Raw genomic sequence first — 22,339 nt, 5'->3', positions numbered from 1 at the left:
GTCACGTAAATCTCTGCCGTGGTTTTTCTTCTTGCCATCTACACGTTTTTCTTGCGACCATGCACCTGTTCCGAAAAGGATAGAGGAAGGTGCGTTGTCAAATCACGCCCTTTAACCATACAGCGTGATGCCACGTATCGACCTCCGAAAACAAATTGGAGATTCGATTATGGGAGAGAAAAACGTTGGAGACGCCGGAGGCAGGGTAAGCCCCCGTTGTATTGCCATTGTGGGCCCTTTTGCCAGTGGCAAGACAACAGTGCTGGAAGCGTTACTGGCTCGAGCGGGGGCATTGCTCAGACAAGGAAATGTCACCGCAGGTTCCACTGTGGGCGATAGCTCAAGAGAGGCGAGAGATCACGCCATGAGCGTGGAAGCCAATATCGCACACTGCCAGTACAAGGGGGACACTTTTCATTTCATAGACACACCGGGCTCCATCGAATTTCTCAATGAACAAAATAACGTCCTCGACGGGGTCGACATGGCCATTGTCGTTGCCGAACCGGACGAAAAAAAAATTCCGGCCCTTCAGGTTATTCTCAAAACAATTGAAGACAAAGGTATTCCAAGAGCGCTGTTCCTGAATAAGATTGACCGAACCAACAAAAGAATCCGCGAAACCCTTCACGCTCTGCAGCCGGCCTCTTCTGTCCCGCTGGTTCTCAGGCAAATTCCCATCTGGAAAAACGGTATCGCCACAGGGTTTATTGATCTGGCGCTGGAAAGAGCTTTTGTCTATCAAGAGGGCAAACCCAGCAAGACAATCCAGATCCCTGATGGAGAAAGCAGCAGGGAAGTCAGCGCACGATACTCCATGCTGGAGCACTTGGCAGACCATGATGATATCCTCATGGAGCAGCTTCTGGAAGACATTGCGCCCAATGATGAACTGGTCTTCGACGATCTGGTCCACGAGATGCAAAAGGGAGAAATCTGCCCTGTATTTATTGGCAGCGCGGAAAAAGGAAATGGCATCAGGCGGCTCTGGAAAGCCCTGCGCCATGAAGCGCCGCAATATTCCGCAACTTGTGAGCGGCTTGCAATGGACTATGACTTATGCGGAACCCTCCAGATTCTAAAAACCTACCATACCGAGCACGGCGGCAAGCTTTCCATCGGCAGGGTTCTGTCCGGAGTGCTCAAAGAAGGAGACATGTTGTGCAGTGCCGATGGAACCGAACACCGGCCCGCTTCGCTCTCCTTCTTGCAAGGCAGCAAGCAAAAGAAAATAACTCAGGCCGTGGTTGGTGATCTGGTAGCCCTTGGAAAACTGGAGGATGTGAGCACGGGTACAACACTGGGTATTGGTACCAAGCCTAAAAAGCAAATTCCGCTGGCAAAAATACCCTACCCTGTCCTGATCACCGGCTTGAAAACCGTGCATCAGAAGGACGATGTTCGTTTGTCCAATGCACTGAACAAGCTGAGCGAGGAAGACCCTTCCCTTCAGATTATCAACCTGCAAGAATCCGGAGAGACACTGCTTGGCGGACAAGGTGAAATGCATCTGCGGGTCGCTTTGGAGAAGTTGCAAAGTAAATATGGTCTGGATGTAACACGCTTCACGCCGGAAGTGGCGTACAAGGAGACCATCCGCTCCTCCACCGAACAGCGCTCCCGCCACCGTAAACAAAGCGGCGGACACGGCCAGTTCGGTGATGTGGTGCTTGATATCAAGCCCATGCCACGGGGAGAAGGTAATCTGTTCAATGACACGATCAGCGGCGGGGTCGTTCCCAAACAGTATATCCCCTCTGTTGGCGAAGGCGTCAAAGAAGCCTTGCAAAAAGGCCCCTTGGGCTTTCCCGTTGTAGATGTTGCTGTGACATTGACAGATGGCTCCTACCACTCTGTGGACAGCTCCGATCAGGCCTTCCGCATGGCCGCCATTTTGGGGATGCGCGATGGGCTGAGCCAATGTTCACCCGTACTGTTGGAACCCATCTCCAAGATTGCCGTTCAATGTCCATCAGACACCACGGCGCGGATTAACGGCATTCTTTCCGGAAGGCGCGGGCAAATTCTGGGCTTTGATGCACGCGAGGGCTGGGAAGGCTGGGATGAGGTGGAAGCCTTTATCCCTGATGGCGAACTGAACAACCTGATTGTGGAGCTGCGCTCCGCCACTGCAGGTGTTGCAACGTTCACCCTCAAGTTTGATCACCTCTCCGAGTTATCCGGAAAGGCGGCGGACCAAGTGGTCGAAAGCAAGCGCAGTCAAGCAGCCTAAAGCGAGCTCCGTTTGATTGGGTCCAAAAATTAGAGCACGAGGCGCGAGTTTAAATGAACGCAGCGTGCTCTAAACCTCACGTCCCCGCCTCCCTTAACAATCAGGGAGGTGGGTTCACAAACCCATTGCAGAAACCGAGTACTCTTCTCGACCGCAAAATTACCCCGTCCTTTTGCTCCAATTTCCCTTCCCGCTGATCATGGTAATTGTAGCTTACCTATTTTCTCCTGAAGGTGGAGGTGAGCTTGAAATGGATGATGGGCCTTATGGCCACCACAACAATCTTGGTCCCGCTTCATCATACAGTGGCTGCTGACTTATCTCAGGAGGTGGTTGAGCAACCGGCTTATAGCCCATGGCAAATCCGTGTGCGCGCCCTCGGGGTTGTTCTGGAAAACAGCGGCCATGTGAATGCGATCAGCGGCTCGGACCTGTCCTTTTCAGATACAGTAATCCCTGAATTAGATATCACCTACTACTTCACCGAGAATATTGCCGCCGAGCTTATTTTGGGCACAACAAAAGCCAAGGTTTACGGCAGAGGAACCATTCGGGCACTGGACGAAATCGGCAGTGCGTGGGTCCTGCCGCCAACGCTTACCTTACAATATCACTTAACAAATTTTGGTGATTTCAAGCCCTATGTGGGGGCTGGGGTAAATTACACCATCTTTTACAGCCAATCCGGCGATAGCGCGGATAGTCTGGACATCGACAACACGTTTGGCGGTGCTTTGCAGGTCGGTTTTGATTATATGATTGAAGACCACTGGGGCATAAATCTGGATGTTAAAAAGCTGTTTCTGGAGCCGGACTTTCATGTGGTCGTTGCTGGCGACAGGCTCAAAGGCAGAGCCGACCTCAACCCTTGGCTCATCGGCGCTGGATTAACCTACCGCTTCTAACACCTCCCTAAAACCTCCGGATTCAGCACCCTTCCCTTGTATTGGCAAGATATCAGGTCCGTCACGCTCATCAGCATTCACGCATCACGCACCAACTTCTTTATTTTGAATGAATTCGTTCCGTTTGATTGAATTCAACCAAACGGAACACGCTCTAGTTTTACGTTCACTCATGGTTGATTTGCAATTTATCAAAGACTCCCTGTAAAAAAAATGAACGGGATATCAGGGAGGACATAATGAATCAAATACATCCAAGAAGCTGGGAACTTCCCGAGCGAGAAGTTACACCGGAAGATGTATTTATGAACCGCCGTGGTATTTTAAAATCCCTCGGGTTTCTTGGAGCTGCAACACTGATAGCCAATGCTGCACCAACCATAGCACTGGCGGCAACAACTGATCAGCTGGGACAATCCTTGTATCCAGCCAAAAGAAACACTGACTTCACAGTCAAGCGGCCCATGACGCCGGAATCTGTTTCGTCTATTTACAATAATTTCTACGAGTTCGGCTCGCACAAACAAATCTACAAAGCCGCCCAAGCTCTGCAAACAACCCCTTGGTCCATCAAGCTGGATGGGGAAGTGGAAAACCCTCAGGTTCTCGAGTTCGACGACCTTCTCAAGAAGGTACAGCTGGAAGAGCGTATCTACCGCCACCGCTGCGTTGAGGCATGGGCCATGACAGTTCCGTGGACCGGCTTCCCCCTCTCCCAGCTGGTTGCACTGGCCTCCCCTTTATCCTCAGCGAAATACGTACGGTTCCAGACGTTTGAAGATCCCAAAATTGCTTCCGGCCAGCGCCAGTTCTGGTATCCATGGCCCTATACGGAAGGCTTGACATTGGCTGAGGCAACCAACGATCTGGCCTTCATAGCAACCGGTATATATGGAAAACCTCTTCTCAAACAGTTCGGTGCACCCCTTCGCCTTGCCATTCCATGGAAGTATGGTTTCAAATCCATCAAATCCATCGTACGCATCAGCTTCACAAGCGAACAGCCCAAGACATTCTGGAATGATGTGGCTCCAGGTGAATACGGTTTTTGGGCCAACGTAAACCCGGATGTCCCTCACCCCAGATGGTCCCAGAAAACCGAGCGACTATTGGGTTCGGATGAACGCGTCCCGACCAGAATTTTTAATGGCTATGGAGAGCAGGTGGCTGGACTTTACAGGAACATGACGGGCGTCGAATTGTACCGATAAATGTAAATCCACAATACATGCGGGCGAACCTGAACCCACATATTCTACAGCGTATCGCCGAAATATGGGGACCTGTTTTCGGATTGAGACCTGCGAAAAACAACAGCTCACATCAGTGAAGTGTTTCAATGAAACATCTCACTGCTGTAGCAGCATGTTCCGTTTGTTTAGTTTCAATCAAAAGACAAGAACTCACTCAAAATAAATAGGTTAGAGAGCGAAGCAAGGATACAATTGAACGCGAGCGTGCTCAATCCATTACCGAGATAACCACATCCGGCTGTAAAGCCGTTCCTATACTTTTGCTGCCACCCGTAACTGCAAACGAGATTTCCCCGTATAGTGCCAATAATGCACACGCTCCCAGAATCAATGCCGCCCTCTTTACTTCAAACATGCCAAACTCCAGGCTAAGAGGAAGATTGCCCAATTATATCTCGGCGTGAAACGGGTGTAATGACCTACCAATTAACTAGAGATTTTTGATTGCTAAACATACTCGGGTTGCGCAATGGGGAATCACTTGAACTGTTGCAACTGAACACAAGTTTCACACAGAAACGGACAGTCAGAGCACAAATAGCGGCATTTTGCGAACACCTGAACAAGTGTACATTTTATTTATTTTATCTCATAAATTCAGTGACTTAAAGCAAAAAGGCCAGTCCTTTTCAGAACCGGCCTTTTCTCGTTATCAAAGGGGATAACTAGCTGTCCAAGAACGAACGAAGCTTACGTGATCTGGACGGATGCTTCAGCTTACGCAGAGCTTTCGCCTCGATCTGGCGGATACGTTCACGGGTCACGGAGAACTGCTGACCAACCTCTTCCAAGGTGTGGTCGGTGTTCATGCCGATACCAAAGCGCATACGCAAAACCCTTTCTTCACGAGGGGTTAGCGATGCCAGCACCCGTGTAGTGGTTTCGCGCAGGTTCGCCTGAATAGCTGCATCAATTGGCAGAATCGCGTTTTTATCCTCGATGAAGTCCCCAAGGTGACTGTCTTCCTCGTCACCAATCGGTGTTTCAAGGGAGATAGGTTCCTTGGCAATTTTCAAGACCTTACGCACTTTCTCAAGCGGCATCTGCAGCTTTTCAGAAAGCTCTTCCGGAGTTGGCTCGCGACCAATTTCATGGAGCATCTGACGAGATGTACGTACGATTTTATTAATTGTTTCAATCATATGCACTGGAATACGGATGGTACGGGCCTGATCCGCTATGGAGCGGGTAATCGCCTGCCTGATCCACCATGTTGCATAGGTCGAGAACTTGTAACCGCGGCGATATTCAAACTTATCAACGGCCTTCATCAAGCCGATGTTGCCTTCCTGAATAAGGTCAAGGAACTGCAAGCCACGGTTTGTGTATTTCTTGGCAATGGAGATAACGAGACGCAGGTTCGCTTCCACCATTTCCTTTTTCGCGATACGCGCTTCACGCTCGCCTTTCTGAACCATGGAAACAAGCTGGCGGAATTCGGAGATCTCCAAGCCTGTTTCTGTGGCAAGTGTTTGAATTTCATGACGAAGTTCACGGATCATATCTCCGTCATTCGTCACGAATTTTTTCCAACCACGACCAGAAAGGTTGGCAATTTTACGAATCCAGTTCGGATCTAGCTCATTGCCCTGATAATGCTTGATGAAGTCAGCGCGGTTCACGCCATGACTGTCGGCCAAACGCAACAAGCGTCCTTCATATCCCATCAAACGCTTATTGATATCGTAGAGCTGGTGTACCAGCGCTTCAATACGATTAGCATTCAATGACAAGGACTTAACTTCAAGAATAATATCTTCTTTAAGTTTCTTGTAGCGCCGCTCCTGCGAAGGAGAAAGCGTCTTGTTGGCCAGCTTGTTTTCAACTAGCTGGTCCTGAAGCTTGCGCAGCTTCTTATAGTCTTCCGCAATCCGATCAAAGGTTTCAACGACCTTAGGCTTCAGCTCAAACTCCATTACGGAGAGAGAGACATTTGCCTCGTATTCGTCATCGTCGTCGTCTTCAACAGGAGCTTCACCAACAGCCGTATCACCGGCCGCAGCGCCTGCCGCAGAAGGTGCAGCAGCAGCAGCTCCGCCTTCCTTAGCCTTTTCAGCCTCGGCCTTTGTCTTGCGCTCTTCTTTTTCGCGTTCGCGAACAGAATCAGGGACTTCGCCCTCACCGGCCTCTTCCTGCTCTGCCAATTCATCGGCAGTCGGACCTGCTTTGCCATCAGGGCCAGCATAGGTCGCATCAAGGTCGATAATATCGCGCAGAAGCACGCGTCCTTCATTCAGCTCTTCACGCCAAATGATGATCGCCTGAAAGGTCAAGGGGCTTTCACAAAGCCCAGAGATCATGGCCTCACGGCCGGCCTCAATGCGCTTTGCAATCGCAATCTCGCCTTCACGGGAAAGAAGTTCAACTGAACCCATTTCGCGAAGGTACATGCGCACAGGGTCATCTGTACGGTCTGTAGGCTCTTTGGCGGTTGTCGTTTTTGTAACTGCTGTGCTGCTAGCTGCTACGAGTTCACCGCCAACCTCTTCAGGCTTGCCTTCTTCTTCTTCTTTAGCTTCCTCGGCCTCTTCGGCCTCCACCACGTTAATACCCATCTCCGATAGAAGGGACATGGTGTCTTCAATTTGCTCAGAACTCACCTGTTCTGGCGGAAGCACTTCATTTAGCTCGTCATAAGTCACATAACCGCGTTTTTTCGCAGTTTTGATCATCTTTTTGACGGCGGCGACCGACAAATCCAGCAGAGGACCATCTTGCCCGTCTGCGCCTGCCGGTTCCTGCGTATCTTCAGCTTGAGTCGCCTTCGTCGCCATATTTTGCTCCAAAGTCGCCAGCCAGTCTTTGCCGGCGGCATTACGTTACAGTAGGGATATAAAAGAAGGCCTCCCCTCTTTTAAACCACAACTTTTCCTGACCTTGAGAGTTACTGCAAAGTCTCTTAATCCTCACTTAACCCTAATGTTTTTCCAGCAGTTTTTTTAGGCCAAGACAATAAAGCGCCCTACATCAGGACGCAAAAGTGGGGTTAGGCCTGAAGACCTTTGGTTTTAGGGTATCAACAGCTACATTCTCTAAAATCTGATATCGCCTCTTTATGGCAGCGTGTGCCGACGGGCGCCCATATGAGCTGTTCGATTTAGTGTATGTAGCCCTATCTGCTCGATTCGCAAGAGCGAACATGAAAATCCCATCAAAAATCAATTGTTTTTTCCCGAAAACTGGGGGGAAAACACATGAAGGACCCAATTATGCACTTATTAGTAACCTATCAGAAACCGAAGCAGATCAAATTCCCTTGTTTCAATTAATGGGACGCCACCTTATTCAATCGCATTTTGCGCCCACGTTCCGCCAGACTTTGCTCTTCCCTTGTACATTCTTCACGTCTGCGAGATAGATCCTTTGTCATTGCCTGAATACGTTGCCAACCCGCCTCATCCAGACTTTCATCGGCATTTTCCAACTCATTGTTCAGCTCTTGCTCAAGGCCTTGCAGTTCAAGAATATCTAGAAAATGGAGGAAGATACTTTCTATAAAGTCCTCTGGAGGATCGAACTGCAAAAGTGGCAAGCGGTGTTTCAACTCCGCCCAGCGCTGAACTCCAGAAGCCGTAGATTGCGAGTCACTTCCCTTTTCCAACGACAGCACTTCGTTGAGAATTCTAAAGAATCTCTCATCCAAACTGCCAAAGAAACTGGTCACAGAAACTTCCGCAAGGTCTGTTGAAATCCGGCATAATTCACCAATGAAGCCCCGGTGCAATTCGTTGGTAAACTTTAGGCGGGAGACACGTTCAAAGTTGCGATCAAACAAATCAGGGTAAGCAAGACACAGAGCACAAAAGGTCCGTTCAGTACCAAAAAGCCTCGTTTCAGGCGCATCCACTCGATTGGAAGCAATAGCAAATACGTCATCGCCACCTTTATCATTAAACCCGCGTTTTTGCCCGGCTCCGTATTGCTTGCGAGCTCTTCGAGTTTCCTCAAAAAACAAGTTGGAGAGGCGAACCCGTAGATCCCGTTGATAGACTTTTCGAATACGCTCGTCGCGAATCGTTCCAACTAAATCATCAATAGCCTTCTCTAGAGCCGCTTTACGCTCCGGCGTATCGATTCTTGCCTGCCGTGTTTCCCTCTCCCAAACCATTGAAGACAAAGGGAGGGCTTTCTCCAATACAGTTTTGAACCCCTGAACACCGCTTTGATGGATTAAATCATCGGGGTCCTTGCCATCCGGCAGTAAAGCAAACTGAAATGACTTCCCGTTTGCCAAAACTGGCAGGACACGGTCAACGGCGCGATAAGCTGCAGACAAACCAGCAGCATCTCCATCAAAACAGACAATGGGCTCGTCTGAGAACTTCCACATGTGCAAGATCTGGTCTTCTGTAAATGCGGTTCCAAGGCTGGCAACAACCCCCTTAACTCCCGCCTGCCAGACCATTATCGCATCCATGTAGCCTTCAACAACAACCGCTTGTCGCGATTCAAATGCAGGTTGCCTTGCCCTGTGCGCATTAAAGAGCATCGTTCCTTTATGGAACACAGGCGTTTCAGGAGAGTTCAGATACTTAGGCTGCCCCTCTGGGTCCATAATGCGCCCACCAAATGCAACGGTGCGTCCACGGGAATCATGGATCGGTATCATCAACCGGTTGCGAAACCGGTCATAGGACGGACGCCCGTTGTCAGGCTTAATCAAAAGACCAGCCTCAACCATATCACTTTCGGAAATCCCTCTGCCAGCAAGGGCCTGTTTCAGGGTATCTCTACCTGCAGGCGCAAAACCGAACTGAAATTCCTTAAGGGTTTCAGGTTTAAGCCCACGCTTTAAAGCGTACTCACGAGCCGCACGGCCCAGTTCTCCATTGAAGTGACTTTGAAAAAACTGGGAGGCCAATTCGCAAATATCCCCCAGACTTGCCCTCTTCTCCTGCTTCCGTGCAGCTTGTGGATCTGGAGCTGGTAGCGACACACCCGCCATTCCGGCCAATTGCTCAACAGATTCAGGAAAGGAAAGCCCCTCTGTCTCGGAAAGAAACTTGAAATGATCACCAGATTCTCCACACCCGAAGCACTTATATCGGTTGCGCCGATCATCCACGTGAAAACTAGGGCTTTTTTCCTGATGAAAGGGGCAGCAAGCCCAATAATCTCCCTTACCAGGCTGAGACTTACGGCGATCCCAAGTCACCCGTTGAGCAACAACGTCCGATAAAGGCAAGCGATTTCGAATATCGTCAAGCAGTTGAGGGCTGAAACGCATAAATCTCTCTTAAGCTCTAGAACCCAAGCCAATAACCAACCACGGCAATCTGCGCTTAGTTTAAAGCAATTATTAGTTTTAGGGGATATCTTTACAAGAAGGAAAAAATAGCTCTAGAGGGATGCGGATTGTAGCAGATCTTTGACGACGCAGCTTGCTTTGGCAAAATCCATCTGCCCAGGGTAGCGCTGCTTTAACTCGTTCATGCATCGCCCCATGTCCCGCAACCCTTTCGCCTGCACCGACTCAACAACATTGCTGCACACAAGTCTCATCTCATAATCGTTCAGCTGCGCTGGCATAAACTCGCGGATCATTTTCATCTCTTCGCGTTCTTGTGCCGCCAGAGTTTCCTCACAATTCTGGCACTCAAGATCACGTTGATCCAGCATAGTGCGTAGCAAATCCAGAACTTCCTCTTCCAGAATTCCGTCTCGCCCTTGCTCGCGAGCAGACGCCTCACGATCCATAATTGCAGTGCAAATTAACCGCAAAGTGGCTGCGCGTTTCTTATCACCCTTACTGAGTGCATCTTTCAATGCTTCTGAGAGCTTTTCACGTACCATTAGCGAGGGACCCTCGTCCGAATTTACCATCTATTCTTATACCATCGCTCCAGCAAAGGAGCTTCAAAAATCTTATTTGTAGTTATTGAGCCGAAAAGCCAATGTATTTATGCACTGATGATATTGACCAGATAGGTCCCTTCTCCTAGATTGCCAGCCTTGATGCGACTGCTACGCGGTAAAGTCAACCCCTAGAGTGTAGTGGATAGGCGCATGATGTCATCAACCGTATCAAGAAAGTAAGACATGACAAGTGCAGATGCATGGGCACAATCCCCCGCCACCGCCCTTCTCGTACTAGCTGACGGAACTACCATTGAAGGTATGGGAATCGGAGCAACAGGCTCCACCCCAGGAGAAGTGTGCTTTAACACAGCAGTCACGGGATATGAGGAAATCTTAACAGACCCCTCTTATGCTGGGCAAATTATCACCTTTACGTTCCCTCACATAGGCAATGTTGGTGCGAACGACGAAGACATTGAAACAGTAAGTGAAAAATCGTCCTCCGGTGCCTGTGGCACAGTCTTACGAGCAGATATTACTCAGCCCTCAAACTACCGATCCAGGGTTCACTTGGACACTTGGCTGAAAAGCAGAAATATCATCGGAATAACTGGCATCGACACGAGAGCATTAACTGCCTTAATCCGAGAAAAAGGTATGCCTAACGGGGTTATATGCCATGACCCTGAAGGTAACTTTGATATTGAAGCCCTTAAAAAACAAGCAAAGAGCTTGGTGGGTTTAGAAGGTACTGATCTAGCGAAGAATGTGACCACTAATCAGCCCTATAGTTGGGATGAGAAAACTTGGGAATGGGATAAAGGCTATCACAAGCAGGAGGCTGCTGAGTACCATGTCGTCGCATTAGACTTCGGCATAAAGAAAAACATATTACGCCTGCTAGCTGATGCAGGTTGCCGTGTCACAATCGTGCCTGCTCACACAACATCTGAAGATATCCTCTCCCTTAAACCTGATGGAATTTTTCTTTCTAATGGCCCAGGAGACCCTGCGGCTACTGGAGAGTATGCAGTACCAACGATACAAAAGCTCCTAGAACAAAATATCCCAATTTTTGGAATTTGTTTGGGACATCAAATGCTCGCTCTGGCTATGGGAGCAAATACTGTAAAGATGCACCAAGGGCACCACGGTGCAAACCACCCTGTTCGGGACTTCACTACGGATAAAGTCGAAATCACATCAATGAACCACGGCTTCGCAGTCGATTCCAAATCCCTGCCGGAAACCGTCGAAGAGACGCATATCTCCTTATTTGATAATTCGAACTGTGGATTGAAAGTGAAAAACAAACCTGCATTTTCAGTTCAATACCATCCCGAATCTTCTCCAGGACCAAGAGATAGTCACTATCTTTTCAAGCGTTTTATTGATCTCATCAAAGAGCAAAAATCCGCAGTGGCAACTGCTTAGCGTTTTCTATCGGGCAAACGAAAATAACCCACCAAACAAGGTGGGTTATTTTAATTGGATTCAAGAAAACCTAAGCCGCAGAGTGCAGTTCTCGCAAAGCAGTTGCAACGTTTCTAACTTCACTAATTTGTTCTTGTATCGCCTGTTCCTGCTCTTTCAACAACTGTTCCTGAGCATCGCAAATTACGCTTAATTCTTTAAGCTGTTCGCCGCGAGGAGTTTCCCCTTCAACAAGCTTTATAATCCGCCGAACCTCTACCAGTGTAAGGCCAATCTTTTTTGCTTGCAGAATTACACGCATTCTGCCGATATCTCTTTCCCTATAGTAGCGCCGCGCGCCTTTTCTTACAGGATTTAAAAGGCCCTTCTCCTCATAGAACCGCAATGTTCTCAAAGTTACGCCAAATAACTCCGACATCTCAGAAATCGTCAGAAGTTGCCCTTCTGTTTCGTTGTCACTTATTGGACCCGCAATATCTGGTGTCAGACTTAACTCTCTAGAAATATTATTCATTTCCACTTTGCCCGGTGGTTTACCCATCCCACATAAGAAAGCTCTTGATTTGTTGATGCAGTTCCCCACCCGAACAGCCCAAACACATCCCCCGAAACGAACTCAAGTCTTTCCCAAATGGTCGAAGTTTCTTCTTTTCTACTCCGCCTTACTTCCCCACTCGCCTTCTCCAACATTAATTGCATGGCTAGGAAGGCATTAATTAAGTTCAGCTAAGAGCTATTATGAAACGGTGACTTCAACAAAAACGAAATCACGCTTCGAAACTATTAGATGCCACAAAATGAAAGAAAAGAATAGACTTACGAAAAAGATCAAAACTAATGTTGTAAATTATCGTTCAATATCAGCAAATAGATCTCACTATGGAAAGTTAAAATTTCCAGTTAGATAAATGCACAAAATTAAAACAAAATAATACTTTCAAGCCTTTAAAAAACGAAGCACGAGAAACCCTTAGGTTTAAACTCTACCACTGTTTCCCACAGCTTTTCTTCTATCTTCAACTCACTAAAACAATTTTAAAATACTCCAACTAAGGAATATAAATATTCAACATTTCAAAAGAAAAATCACTCCGAGAGTATATCGTCATCTTGGGTTACTCTGCTAGCTTCACCTCAATACAATTGTTATACCTCGCACATTATATAAGTTTTTTGCAAAACCCTGTCAGATTTGGAGGTTACAGTGACACCTAAACAATTCAAAGCTTGGCGGCGTGCTCATAGCCTTAAACAAAAAGAAGCCGCTGAAGCTCTAGGCCTCAAGAAACGTATGATTCAGTACTATGAAAAGGGTGAGAAAAATAAAAAACCAATTGAAATACCGAAGGCAGTCCGACTTGCATGCTTTGCTATTTCTTTAGGAATTGACGATTTTAATGGAGAAAAAATCACAAAACTAGTTCAAAATCCTGACAAAATAGCATCTGAATAAATTAAAGTGCTTCAATATTCTAAAAACACCCTTATCTCCCCTTTCCCCGCGCTAAATAATTGAATATAAAACGCGCTCAGCAAAAACAGTTTTATATGAATTCCGACCTTGCATCTTTTTTGGGTGCAAGACCGTTATGGACGACTAGCACCTGCGAGCCACTATGCCAAAACGCAACGACATCCAATCTATTCTTATCATCGGGGCTGGCCCCATTGTGATTGGCCAAGCCTGTGAATTTGATTATTCAGGAACACAGGCCTGCAAAGCGCTGCGAGAAGAGGGCTTCCGAATAATCTTGGTGAACTCCAATCCGGCAACTATCATGACTGACCCGGATCTAGCGGACGCGACATACATCGAGCCAATTGAGCCTGATATTGTCGAAAAAATTATCGCTAAGGAGCGTCCGGATGCGATACTTCCAACCATGGGTGGGCAAACTGCATTGAACTGTGCCCTTGCTCTGGAAGAACGCGGTACACTGTCAAAGTACAATGTGGAAATGATTGGTGCTCGAGCGGACGTCATTGATAAAGCTGAAGACCGGGAAAAGTTCCGCGCAGCTATGGATAAAATCGGATTGGAGAATCCGAGAGCCGCTATAGCAAGCTCTCCTGCGATTTACGATGAGAATGGTAAAATCACAGGATACGACCGTATTACCGGTGTAGCTTCAGCAATGAAAAAGGTTGATGAAATCGGCCTTCCGGCGATTATTAGACCAGCCTTTACCTTAGGCGGCACAGGCGGTGGCGTAGCCTATAACCGCGAAGAGTACGAACAAATCGTTCGCTCAGGCATTGATGCATCTCCAAACGGTCAAGTTCTCATTGACGAGAGTCTTCTCGGCTGGAAAGAGTACGAAATGGAAGTCGTTCGTGATACAGCGGACAACTGCATTATCATTTGCTCCATCGAAAATATTGATCCAATGGGTGTCCATACAGGAGACTCTATAACTGTTGCTCCGGCTCTAACTCTTACAGATAAAGAGTATCAAATCATGAGGGACGCTTCCATTGCAGTCCTTCGTGAGATCGGAGTAGAAACTGGCGGGTCAAACGTTCAGTTTGCAGTAAACCCTGACACTGGGCGTCTTGTGGTTATTGAAATGAACCCGCGTGTCTCTCGCTCATCCGCTCTTGCTTCAAAAGCTACAGGCTTCCCTATCGCTAAAATCGCTGCGAAATTGGCGATAGGCTATACGCTAGATGAGCTGGAAAATGACATTACAGGTGGAGCAACCCCTGCTTCCTTTGAGCCAACAATTGACTACGTGGTCACGAAGATCCCACGTTTTGCTTTCGAAAAATTTCCCGGATCTCAGCCAAATCTAACAACCGCAATGAAGTCTGTCGGTGAAGTCATGGCCATTGGCCGTACCTTTGCCGAGAGTTTACAAAAAGCCCTTCGCGGGCTGGAAACTGGATTATCAGGACTTGATCCAGTGGAGATTGATGGCTTGGGCCAAGGAGATGACCACAACGCTATTCGTAAAGCGCTGGCCATTCCAACACCTACCCGGCTGCTAAATGTGGCCCAAACACTTCGCTTAGGCACCTCACCGGAAGAAATCCATTCAATTTGTAAAATTGACCCCTGGTTCCTTGAACAGTTGCAATCGATAATCCAAATGGAGGAGAAGCTTACCAAGCATGGCCTCCCCACCAATACAAAAGCACTTCGTCATGTAAAATCACTTGGGTTTTCCGATCGTAGAATTGCTACCCTAACAGGCATGTCCGAAGAGGCTGTTACCAAAGAGCGCAACGAGCTTGGCGTAAAACCAGTTTACAAGCGCATTGATACATGCGCTGCTGAGTTTTCTTCTCCAACTGCCTATATGTACTCAACCTATGAAACGCCAATCGCAGACCTAGATAATTGTGAAGCCAAACCAAGCGAAAAAGACAAAATCGTCATTCTTGGGGGTGGGCCCAACCGGATTGGTCAAGGTATCGAGTTTGATTACTGCTGCTGTCACGCGGCTTTCGCACTGAATGATGCCGGCTATGAAACCATCATGGTCAACTGCAACCCAGAAACAGTTTCTACAGACTATGATACATCCGATAGGCTGTATTTCGAACCTCTTACCAATGAAGACGTTCTAGAAATTTTGAAACTAGAGCAATCCAAAGGCAACTTGAAAGGTGTTATTGTTCAATTTGGTGGGCAGACCCCTCTTAGCCTAGCGCAAGCACTTGTAGATGCGGGTATTCCTATACTTGGCACATCACCTGATATGATTGACCTTGCAGAAGATCGGGACAGGTTCCAGCGTCTTCTACACAAAGTTGACCTTACTCAACCAGAAAATGGCATTGCCTATTCCGTGGAACAAGGGAGGCTTATTGCAAATCAGTTGGGCTTGCCACTCGTTGTACGTCCCTCTTATGTTCTTGGTGGCCGTGCTATGCAGATCATTAGAGATGAAGAATCTCTCAACTCGTACCTGCTTGGCACTCTACCGGAGTTGGTACCTCACGAAATTCGCATAAAGTACCCTAACGACAAAACAGGGCAAATTAATACTCTGCTAGGCACAAACCCTCTCCTATTTGACCGGTACCTAGATGGAGCAACCGAGGTTGATGTGGATGCCCTGTGCGATGGAGAAGAGGTCTATATCGCAGGGATTATGGAGCATATTGAAGAAGCAGGTATTCACTCTGGTGACAGCGCTTGTACTTTGCCAGCCTACTCCCTTCCTGAAAAGACAATTGAAGAGCTTGAAAGCCAAGCCAAAAAGCTTGCCTTGGCTTTGAATGTTGTTGGCCTAATGAATGTTCAGTTCGCGATAAAAGACGACCGTATTTATGTCTTGGAGGTCAACCCGCGCGCTTCACGGACTGTCCCGTTTGTTGCCAAAACAATCGGCCAGCCTATCGCAAAAATTGCTTCTCGCATTATGGCTGGAGAGAAACTATCCAGCTTTAACTTAAAGAAGGTTGAAAGCTCTCACATCGCAGTAAAGGAAGCAGTATTTCCATTTGCCCGCTTCCCCGGCGTTGATACCATACTAGGTCCGGAAATGCGCTCTACCGGTGAAGTCATGGGACTGGATACTGACTTTGCACTGGCATTCGCCAAGTCCCAACTTTCAGCTGGAACTAGAATACCGGTGGCAGGCACCGCTTTTGTCTCTGTAAAAGATGCCGATAAAGAAAAGGTGGTTTCGTCAGTTAAACATCTCATCGCATCAGGCTTTAATATTATTGGTACATCTGGAACTCAAAGATATTTGGAAAACTTAGGGATTGCCTGTTCAAAGGTAAACAAGGTCCTTGAAGGTCGCCCGCATATCGTTGATGTTATCAAGAATGGTGAAGTGCATTTGGTAATAAACACAACTGAAGGCGCTCAGGCCTTGTCCGACAGTCGCTCACTCCGCCAAGCAGCTTTGATGAATAAAGTTCCCTATTACACGACTTTAGCGGGAGCTGCCGCTGTAGCCAGAGCGATTGCGGCTTATAAGGCTGGTGATCTTGAAGTAAGACCTCTACAGTCTTATTTCTAATTATTATTTTTGATGTCCGGGTGAGAAAACTCACCCGGTCGATTTTTTGTTGCGCAGACAAAATAAATATTCTCGCAACACAGGAAAGGTGTAGGTGTCATGGAAAAGGTACCAATGACGACAGAAGGATACGCGATGCTCACGGAAGAGCTGAAGAATCGTACCTCCGTCGAACGTCCGCGTATCATTGCTGCCATCTCTGAAGCCCGTGCCCATGGCGATCTTTCAGAGAACGCCGAGTATCATGCGGCAAAAGAACAGCAGAGCCATAATGAGGGGCGCATTAGTGAGCTTGAAGACAAGCTCGGCCGCGCTGAGGTCATTGACCTTTCAAAACTTGATGGTGACACAATTAAGTTTGGTGCCACGGTAACAATGATTGATGAGGATACTGAGGAAGAGAAGACCTACAAAATCGTTGGCGATGTTGAAGCTGACGTCAGTAAGGGTAAAATATCCATTTCCTCTCCAATTGCCCGAGCTCTAATTGGTAAATCTATAGGAGATAGTGTCGAGGTAACAACTCCTGGCGGCACCCATGCCTATGAAGTGATCAAAGTTCAATTCATATAAAGTATAATTTTAAAAAATAAAATGCCGTTTAAAGGCGGCATTTTAAAATCTTAAAAACCTTCCGTTAACTTTCTTTCCCGATACAGGTCTCAAGATATGTTTCCCCAATATGTATCAAGAGGTAGTAAGCGTGAGCGTTGGAAAAGCAGAGAATATTGATGAAATATTACATTACTATCAAATAGATATTAATGTAAAAAAAGAAATTTATGCACTTTGGCCGACTGTGAAAAGTGCCCTTCCCAAAATTCTTGATGATTTCTACGATTACATCGAAATTACACCCAAACTTGCCACTGCTGTACAAGGTGTAACGGACAGATTGAAGTCTGCACAGTCCAAGCACTGGGAATTGCTATTCTCCGGAGAGTTTGGACGAGACTACCTACAAAATATTGAAAGAATTGGCCGTGCACATGTTCAAATCGGCCTATCTCCAGACTGGTATGTTGGTGGATACAACTTCATACTAAATAAAATAACTACAGTTATTATTAAAAAACACAGATGGTCTTCTAGCAGGCTTACTTCTGCATTAGTTGCCATTCAGAAAGTTATATTACTTGATGCCGCATTCGCTGTGGGTGCTTATGAAGCAGTCTTTCTTGAAGAGCGGGAACAGCGAATTAGAAATCGAGAAGAGGCAATTTCCAACTTTGAGGATCGTATTCTAAAATGTCTTCAAAATTCTCATGCCCTTAATGGAAGTCTCGAAACAAACACTACCAGCTTGAAAAGTGCTTCGCAGAACAATAAAACCTCGGCACAGTCAGCAAATAAATCCGCCGAAGAAACTGCATTAAACGTGCAAAGTGGAGCTGCCTCAGTAGAACAAATGTCCGTAAGTGTTGCTGAGATTGGAGTGCAAATTCATCGTTCAGCAGACACTGTCAAGCAAGTTTCCAAGGATGCAGAAAAAGCAAACAGCACGGTAATAAACCTCCAAGAAGCTGCTAATGAGATTGGTGCTGTTACAGAACTGATCAGCGCGATTGCAGAACAAACCAACTTACTTGCCCTCAACGCAACAATTGAAGCGGCTCGAGCAGGGGATGCTGGCAAAGGTTTCGCAGTGGTCGCAACTGAGGTTAAGGAACTGGCCAGCCAAACAGGAAAAGCAACGGACGAAATTGCTTCAAAGATCACCGCAATTCAGCAGGAAACAGAAAAATGCGTTAGAGAGATCTCTTCCATTGGCTCCAAAATAGCTGATGTCAGCGAAAACGCATCCTCTATAGCTGGCGCGATTGAAGAGCAAGAGGCAGCAACAAATGAGATCTCAAATAGTATTCAAAGTGCTTCGCAAAATGCTTCAGGAACAACCTTTGAAATTGCTGAGATATTAAGACACACTCAGTCAGCAAATAATGCAGTAGATGCAACAGTCTGTGACACCGAGAAATTAATCGAGCAGATGAAAGTCATACAAAAAGAAATCGAACAATTTTTCAATCTCATACGCGCTGCGTAAAATCCGAGCCGGCGCGAAGACTAAGCGCCGGCACCCTTAAGGCTGATCAGGCGATATTCTGATCAGCGATAGCTACCGTCGGCTCATCCTTGCACCTTCGAATGGATAATGCTGTCCGGACAGTGTCCACATTAGGTGTAGATGTCACGTCTTTAATAATGAAATTCTGAAACGTTTCCAGATCAGGTGAAATGCACTTCAATATAAAGTCTACCTCTCCAGAGAGAATATAACTCTCTCTAACGAGTTTCCATTGCATCACTTGCGCTTCAAAAGCTAATAGATCGGCTTCGGTCTGGTTATGTAACCCCACCATCACAAAGCCAGTGACCTCATAGCCGAGCTGTTTTTCATCGAGTAGGGTGCGATAACCGCGAATGAGACCGGCTTCTTCCAGCGCGCGCACTCTCCTTAAACACGGCGGAGCAGATATACCTACTCGCCGGGCAAGTTCAACATTTGTAATTCGGCCATCCTGCTGGAGTTCTTTCAGGATATGCCAGTCAATTGAATCCAGACGCGCTTTCAAGCTCGTCTCCTTCTATAGCTTGGGATATTATGGACAAAATTCAGAGAATTCTGTTTTGTTGCACAGTTTGAGCAATTCATTGCTTTATTGCTCCTCTTAGAGTGATTATACCAAAAAAACTTAGGCTATTTGAAATATCGATGCAGGCGGCGGGACAAAATGGCTCAATATCTGTGGGTAATAACAGACGGAAAAGCTGGAGACGAGTATCCATGCATCGCAGTTGCCCAAGCACTCGGAATACCCTTTGAGATTCGGCGAGTAAATCCTCGTTCCATATTCGCATGGGCTATGCCGCACGGTCCCATTGACCCAAAGGACAAACCTACAGCTGCAACCAGTCCCATAAAACCTCCCTATCCAGACATTGCAATTGCGTCAGGGCGACGCTCTATAGCTTATTTGAGAAAAGTTAAACAACTCTCGGGGGGGAAAACTTTCACAGTAATACTAAAGGATCCGCGAAACGGAGTGGGTGCCGCAGATCTTATTTGGGTTTGTGAACATGATAAGCTCAGAGGCGATAACGTTATAACCACACTAACATCGCCCCACCGGTTCTCCCAAACTGCTCAGACCGAAGCCAGAGGGAAGCCTCTTCCAGAGATTGTCGCCTTAAACAAACCAAGACTTGCTGTATTAGTTGGTGGCAATGGTAGGCATGCGAATTTTACAGATCGCAATATTAGCGATCTCATGCAGGCCCTTAAACTGCAAGGTGAAACACATAGTCTTATGATCACCACATCTCGTCGAACCCCTGAAAGCCTCTCAAAGCAATTGCAATGCCTAGCGAACAGTGGGAAACATCTACTATGGGATGGGACCGGCTTGAATCCCCTGCTGCAATATCTTGCAAATGCTGACGCAGTTATTGTGACGACGGATTCCAGTAATATGGTTGGGGAAGCAGCCTCTACAGGCAAACCAATCTATGGCTTTAAGCCTGATGGTGGACACCAAAAGTTCGATTATTTCCTGAACGAACTTACTAAAATGGGCGTCCTGCATCCTTTCCCAGGTCCCATGAACGGGGCCCCTTACACTCCGATTGATGCTACTCCCCAAATTGTTCATGCAATTCAAACCGCCTACGAACAGGCAATAGCCTAACGTGAAAGAATTTTCCCAAAGTTTCTTCTCGAGGAATTGAAAGTACATCTATGACAAGTAAACACAGTAAGCTCCTAATCATTGGTTCCGGTCCAGCCGGATACACAGCTGCAATTTACGGCGCCCGCGCCATGATGTCTCCGACACTTGTAACTGGTGTGCAGGCAGGCGGACAGCTAACAATCACGACCGATGTTGAAAACTACCCTGGCTTTGCAGATCCTATTCAAGGCCCATGGCTCATGGCGGAGATGCGAAAACAAGCCGAAAATGTTGGTACAACAATTATTTATGATACAATTGTTGATGTAGATCTTTCCAAGCGCCCATTTACTGCGAAAGGCGATAGTGGCACTAACTACACTTGCGATTCATTGGTTATCGCCACGGGAGCTCAAGCAAAATGGCTAGGCCTGCCTTCCGAAGAAAAATACCAAGCTGGCGGTGTCTCAGCTTGTGCAACATGTGATGGGTTTTTCTATAGAGGCAAAGAGGTTGTCGTCGTTGGTGGTGGTAACACTGCTGTAGAAGAAGCTCTCTATCTCGCAAACCTTGCTTCTAAAGTTACACTTATTCATAGACGCGATAGCTTGCGAGCAGAGAAAATTCTACAGGACCGCTTATTCTCGCATGAGAAAATTGAAGTTCTTTGGAACACAAAAATTGACGAGATAGTTGGCACTGAAGCCCCTGCTGTAGTCACAGGCGTACGCTTGACAGATACACAAACAGGAGAATCAAAAACTCTTAATACAGACGGTGTCTTTGTTGCCATTGGTCATGCTCCTGCAGTTTCCCTCTTTAAAGACCAACTGGAAATGAAATCTTCCGGTTACATCTGGACGGAGGCAGACTCGACAAAAACATCTGTAGAAGGTGTATTTGCTGCTGGTGATGTAACTGATGAGCAGTATAGACAAGCTGTAACAGCTGCGGGTATGGGATGTATGGCAGCTTTGGAAGCTGAACGATTTCTTGCGGCACAAGAAGTAACTGAAAAAGCGGCTCAATAAGCCATCAATAAGGGAACACCAAAAAAATGAGCGGGCGATCATTGGACTGGGATAAGCTACGCATTTTTCATGCAGCAGCTCAGGCTGGCAGTTTTACCCATGCCGGAGAAGCCTTGAATATGAGCCAGTCAGCAGTAAGCAGGCAGGTTAGCGCTCTTGAAACCGACCTTGGTGTTCCCCTCTTTCATCGTCACGCCCGCGGCCTCATCCCGACAGAGCAAGGTGACATGCTGTTTCGGACAGCTCGGGAGGTCCTGCAAAAACTTGAAGCAGCACAAAGCCGCCTCACGGATAGTAAGGAAAAACCGACAGGTACTCTTCGTGTAACCACAACCGTCGGATTGGGGTCCACATGGCTCACTGAACGTATAAATGAGTTCGTTGACCTTTACCCAGACATGAGGTTGGAAGTCATCTGCATGGATGATGAACTTGATTTAAGCATGCGCGAAGCAGATGTCGCAATACGTCTTCGACAACCAACACAGCCGGATTTAATTCAGCGAAAACTCTTTGCCGTTCACTTCCATGTTTATGCCTCACCGAAGTATCTGGAACGCTATGGCACTCCCAAAACACTTGAAGACCTTTGCCACCACAGAATTGTGACGATTGGCGATAATATCCCTTCATATCTGCGCATTATGAACTGGCTCGAAACTGCGGGACTACCGGCAGGTGAGGTTCGCGATGTTGCTGTGAAAGTCAACAATCTATCAGGCATCAAAAAAGCGGTTCAAAGGGGAATTGGAATTGCAATTCTTCCAGATTACATGGTGGAACCGGATGCGGGAATTGTGCGGGCGATGCCAGTCGAATCAGATGACCTACCCAGCTTTGACACCTATTTCGTCTACCCCTCTGAGCTGAGGAATACTGCACGTGTTACGGCTTTCAGAGATTTTCTGATATCCTATGCAGAAAGATGGACACACTGAGAAAGCTATAGGGCCAAGTGTTTTGTCTTCGCCCCTGAAGGCAAAACTTACATCTCTGGAAAAGTACTCAGTCTCAGCTTTAAAGCAATGAGGCGCAACGCT

16 protein-coding genes are annotated in these 22,339 nt (G+C 47.2%); 11 read left to right on the top strand and 5 right to left on the bottom strand.

Annotated features, from left to right (window positions below; translation table 11 throughout):
- Positions 1-169: 169 nt before the first annotated feature.
- The 3 genes from P6574_RS03665 (at position 170) to msrP (ending at position 4,349) form a co-directional block, all read left to right on the top strand.
- A complete protein-coding gene (locus P6574_RS03665; RefSeq protein ID WP_310619035.1) occupies positions 170-2,233 on the top strand; it encodes an elongation factor G in 2,064 nt (687 codons plus the stop codon).
- A gap of 254 nt (positions 2,234-2,487) precedes the next feature.
- Positions 2,488-3,138, top strand: coding sequence for an OmpW/AlkL family protein (locus P6574_RS03660; RefSeq protein ID WP_310622098.1), 651 nt, complete (start codon positions 2,488-2,490; stop codon positions 3,136-3,138).
- Positions 3,139-3,377: 239 nt separating this feature from the next.
- Positions 3,378-4,349, top strand: a complete 972-nt coding sequence (msrP, locus tag P6574_RS03655; protein WP_310619034.1) for a protein-methionine-sulfoxide reductase catalytic subunit MsrP — start codon at positions 3,378-3,380, stop codon at positions 4,347-4,349.
- A 707-nt stretch (positions 4,350-5,056) separates the two neighbouring features.
- On the opposite strand, the gene rpoD is transcribed toward msrP, so the two are convergent.
- The 3 genes from rpoD to P6574_RS03640 form a co-directional block, all read right to left on the bottom strand.
- Entirely contained in the window at positions 5,057-7,165 is a 2,109-nt protein-coding gene (rpoD, locus tag P6574_RS03650; RefSeq protein ID WP_310619033.1) for an RNA polymerase sigma factor RpoD, read from the bottom strand.
- A 491-nt stretch (positions 7,166-7,656) separates the two neighbouring features.
- Complete coding sequence (gene dnaG / locus P6574_RS03645; RefSeq protein ID WP_310619032.1) at positions 7,657-9,618, bottom strand: DNA primase; 1,962 nt, start codon at positions 9,616-9,618, stop codon at positions 7,657-7,659.
- A gap of 113 nt (positions 9,619-9,731) precedes the next feature.
- Entirely contained in the window at positions 9,732-10,184 is a 453-nt protein-coding gene (locus P6574_RS03640; protein WP_310619031.1) for a GatB/YqeY domain-containing protein, read from the bottom strand.
- Positions 10,185-10,430: 246 nt separating this feature from the next.
- On the opposite strand from P6574_RS03640, the gene carA reads away from it, so the two are divergent.
- Positions 10,431-11,624 (top strand): glutamine-hydrolyzing carbamoyl-phosphate synthase small subunit, encoded by a 1,194-nt coding sequence (gene carA, locus P6574_RS03635; protein WP_310619030.1) that lies wholly within the window; start codon positions 10,431-10,433, stop codon positions 11,622-11,624.
- Between the two features lie 70 nt (positions 11,625-11,694).
- Here the strand turns inward: carA and P6574_RS03630 are convergent, their stop codons facing one another.
- Positions 11,695-12,138 carry a MerR family transcriptional regulator gene (locus tag P6574_RS03630; RefSeq protein WP_310619029.1) on the bottom strand — a complete coding sequence of 148 codons (444 nt, stop codon included), beginning with the start codon at positions 12,136-12,138 and terminating at the stop codon, positions 11,695-11,697.
- Positions 12,139-12,828: 690 nt separating this feature from the next.
- Here P6574_RS03630 and P6574_RS03625 point away from each other — a divergent pair.
- From P6574_RS03625 to P6574_RS03610, 4 genes are all read left to right on the top strand, one after another.
- Positions 12,829-13,077 (top strand): helix-turn-helix domain-containing protein, encoded by a 249-nt coding sequence (locus P6574_RS03625; protein ID WP_310619028.1) that lies wholly within the window; start codon positions 12,829-12,831, stop codon positions 13,075-13,077.
- Positions 13,078-13,240: 163 nt separating this feature from the next.
- A complete protein-coding gene (gene carB / locus P6574_RS03620; protein ID WP_310619027.1) occupies positions 13,241-16,600 on the top strand; it encodes a carbamoyl-phosphate synthase large subunit in 3,360 nt (1,119 codons plus the stop codon).
- A gap of 99 nt (positions 16,601-16,699) precedes the next feature.
- Positions 16,700-17,173: a transcription elongation factor GreA gene (gene greA / locus P6574_RS03615; protein ID WP_310619026.1), complete on the top strand. Its 474-nt coding sequence runs from the start codon at positions 16,700-16,702 to the stop codon at positions 17,171-17,173.
- Positions 17,174-17,303: 130 nt separating this feature from the next.
- Positions 17,304-18,644: a globin-coupled sensor protein gene (locus tag P6574_RS03610; RefSeq protein WP_310619025.1), complete on the top strand. Its 1,341-nt coding sequence runs from the start codon at positions 17,304-17,306 to the stop codon at positions 18,642-18,644.
- A gap of 46 nt (positions 18,645-18,690) precedes the next feature.
- On the opposite strand, the gene P6574_RS03605 is transcribed toward P6574_RS03610, so the two are convergent.
- The gene (locus tag P6574_RS03605) at positions 18,691-19,173 is read right to left on the bottom strand and encodes an Lrp/AsnC family transcriptional regulator (RefSeq protein ID WP_310619024.1); all 483 of its coding nucleotides are present in this window, start codon (positions 19,171-19,173) and stop codon (positions 18,691-18,693) included.
- Positions 19,174-19,332: 159 nt separating this feature from the next.
- Here P6574_RS03605 and P6574_RS03600 point away from each other — a divergent pair, with 159 nt between their 5' ends.
- From P6574_RS03600 to P6574_RS03590, 3 genes are read left to right on the top strand one after another with little or no spacing between them, the layout of a single operon-like run.
- The gene (locus P6574_RS03600; RefSeq protein ID WP_310619023.1) at positions 19,333-20,286 is read left to right on the top strand and encodes a mitochondrial fission ELM1 family protein; all 954 of its coding nucleotides are present in this window, start codon (positions 19,333-19,335) and stop codon (positions 20,284-20,286) included.
- A gap of 50 nt (positions 20,287-20,336) precedes the next feature.
- Positions 20,337-21,299 carry a thioredoxin-disulfide reductase gene (trxB, locus tag P6574_RS03595; RefSeq protein ID WP_310619022.1) on the top strand — a complete coding sequence of 321 codons (963 nt, stop codon included), beginning with the start codon at positions 20,337-20,339 and terminating at the stop codon, positions 21,297-21,299.
- Positions 21,300-21,325: 26 nt separating this feature from the next.
- Positions 21,326-22,237 (top strand): LysR family transcriptional regulator, encoded by a 912-nt coding sequence (locus P6574_RS03590; RefSeq protein WP_310619021.1) that lies wholly within the window; start codon positions 21,326-21,328, stop codon positions 22,235-22,237.
- Positions 22,238-22,339: the final 102 nt, after the last annotated feature.

Source organism: Pseudovibrio sp. M1P-2-3, assembly GCF_031501865.1.
In the GTDB taxonomy this organism is placed as follows: domain Bacteria; phylum Pseudomonadota; class Alphaproteobacteria; order Rhizobiales; family Stappiaceae; genus Pseudovibrio; species Pseudovibrio corallicola.
The sequence above is the reverse complement of the archived record's forward strand: the minus strand, read 5'-3'. Positions and strand labels throughout refer to the sequence as shown.

What these genes read in the sequence shown, in the direction of transcription:
- P6574_RS03665 (WP_310619035.1), top strand. Translation starts at nt 170, where the DNA reads ATGGGAGAGAAAAACGTTGGAGACGCCGGAGGCAGGGTAAGCCCCCGT.
- P6574_RS03660 (WP_310622098.1), top strand. Translation starts at nt 2,488, where the DNA reads ATGATGGGCCTTATGGCCACCACAACAATCTTGGTCCCGCTTCATCAT.
- msrP (WP_310619034.1), top strand. Translation starts at nt 3,378, where the DNA reads ATGAATCAAATACATCCAAGAAGCTGGGAACTTCCCGAGCGAGAAGTT.
- rpoD (WP_310619033.1), bottom strand. Translation starts at nt 7,165, where the DNA reads ATGGCGACGAAGGCGACTCAAGCTGAAGATACGCAGGAACCGGCAGGC.
- dnaG (WP_310619032.1), bottom strand. Translation starts at nt 9,618, where the DNA reads ATGCGTTTCAGCCCTCAACTGCTTGACGATATTCGAAATCGCTTGCCT.
- P6574_RS03640 (WP_310619031.1), bottom strand. Translation starts at nt 10,184, where the DNA reads ATGGTACGTGAAAAGCTCTCAGAAGCATTGAAAGATGCACTCAGTAAG.
- carA (WP_310619030.1), top strand. Translation starts at nt 10,431, where the DNA reads ATGACAAGTGCAGATGCATGGGCACAATCCCCCGCCACCGCCCTTCTC.
- P6574_RS03630 (WP_310619029.1), bottom strand. Translation starts at nt 12,138, where the DNA reads ATGAATAATATTTCTAGAGAGTTAAGTCTGACACCAGATATTGCGGGT.
- carB (WP_310619027.1), top strand. Translation starts at nt 13,241, where the DNA reads ATGCCAAAACGCAACGACATCCAATCTATTCTTATCATCGGGGCTGGC.
- greA (WP_310619026.1), top strand. Translation starts at nt 16,700, where the DNA reads ATGGAAAAGGTACCAATGACGACAGAAGGATACGCGATGCTCACGGAA.
- P6574_RS03600 (WP_310619023.1), top strand. Translation starts at nt 19,333, where the DNA reads ATGGCTCAATATCTGTGGGTAATAACAGACGGAAAAGCTGGAGACGAG.
- trxB (WP_310619022.1), top strand. Translation starts at nt 20,337, where the DNA reads ATGACAAGTAAACACAGTAAGCTCCTAATCATTGGTTCCGGTCCAGCC.
- P6574_RS03590 (WP_310619021.1), top strand. Translation starts at nt 21,326, where the DNA reads ATGAGCGGGCGATCATTGGACTGGGATAAGCTACGCATTTTTCATGCA.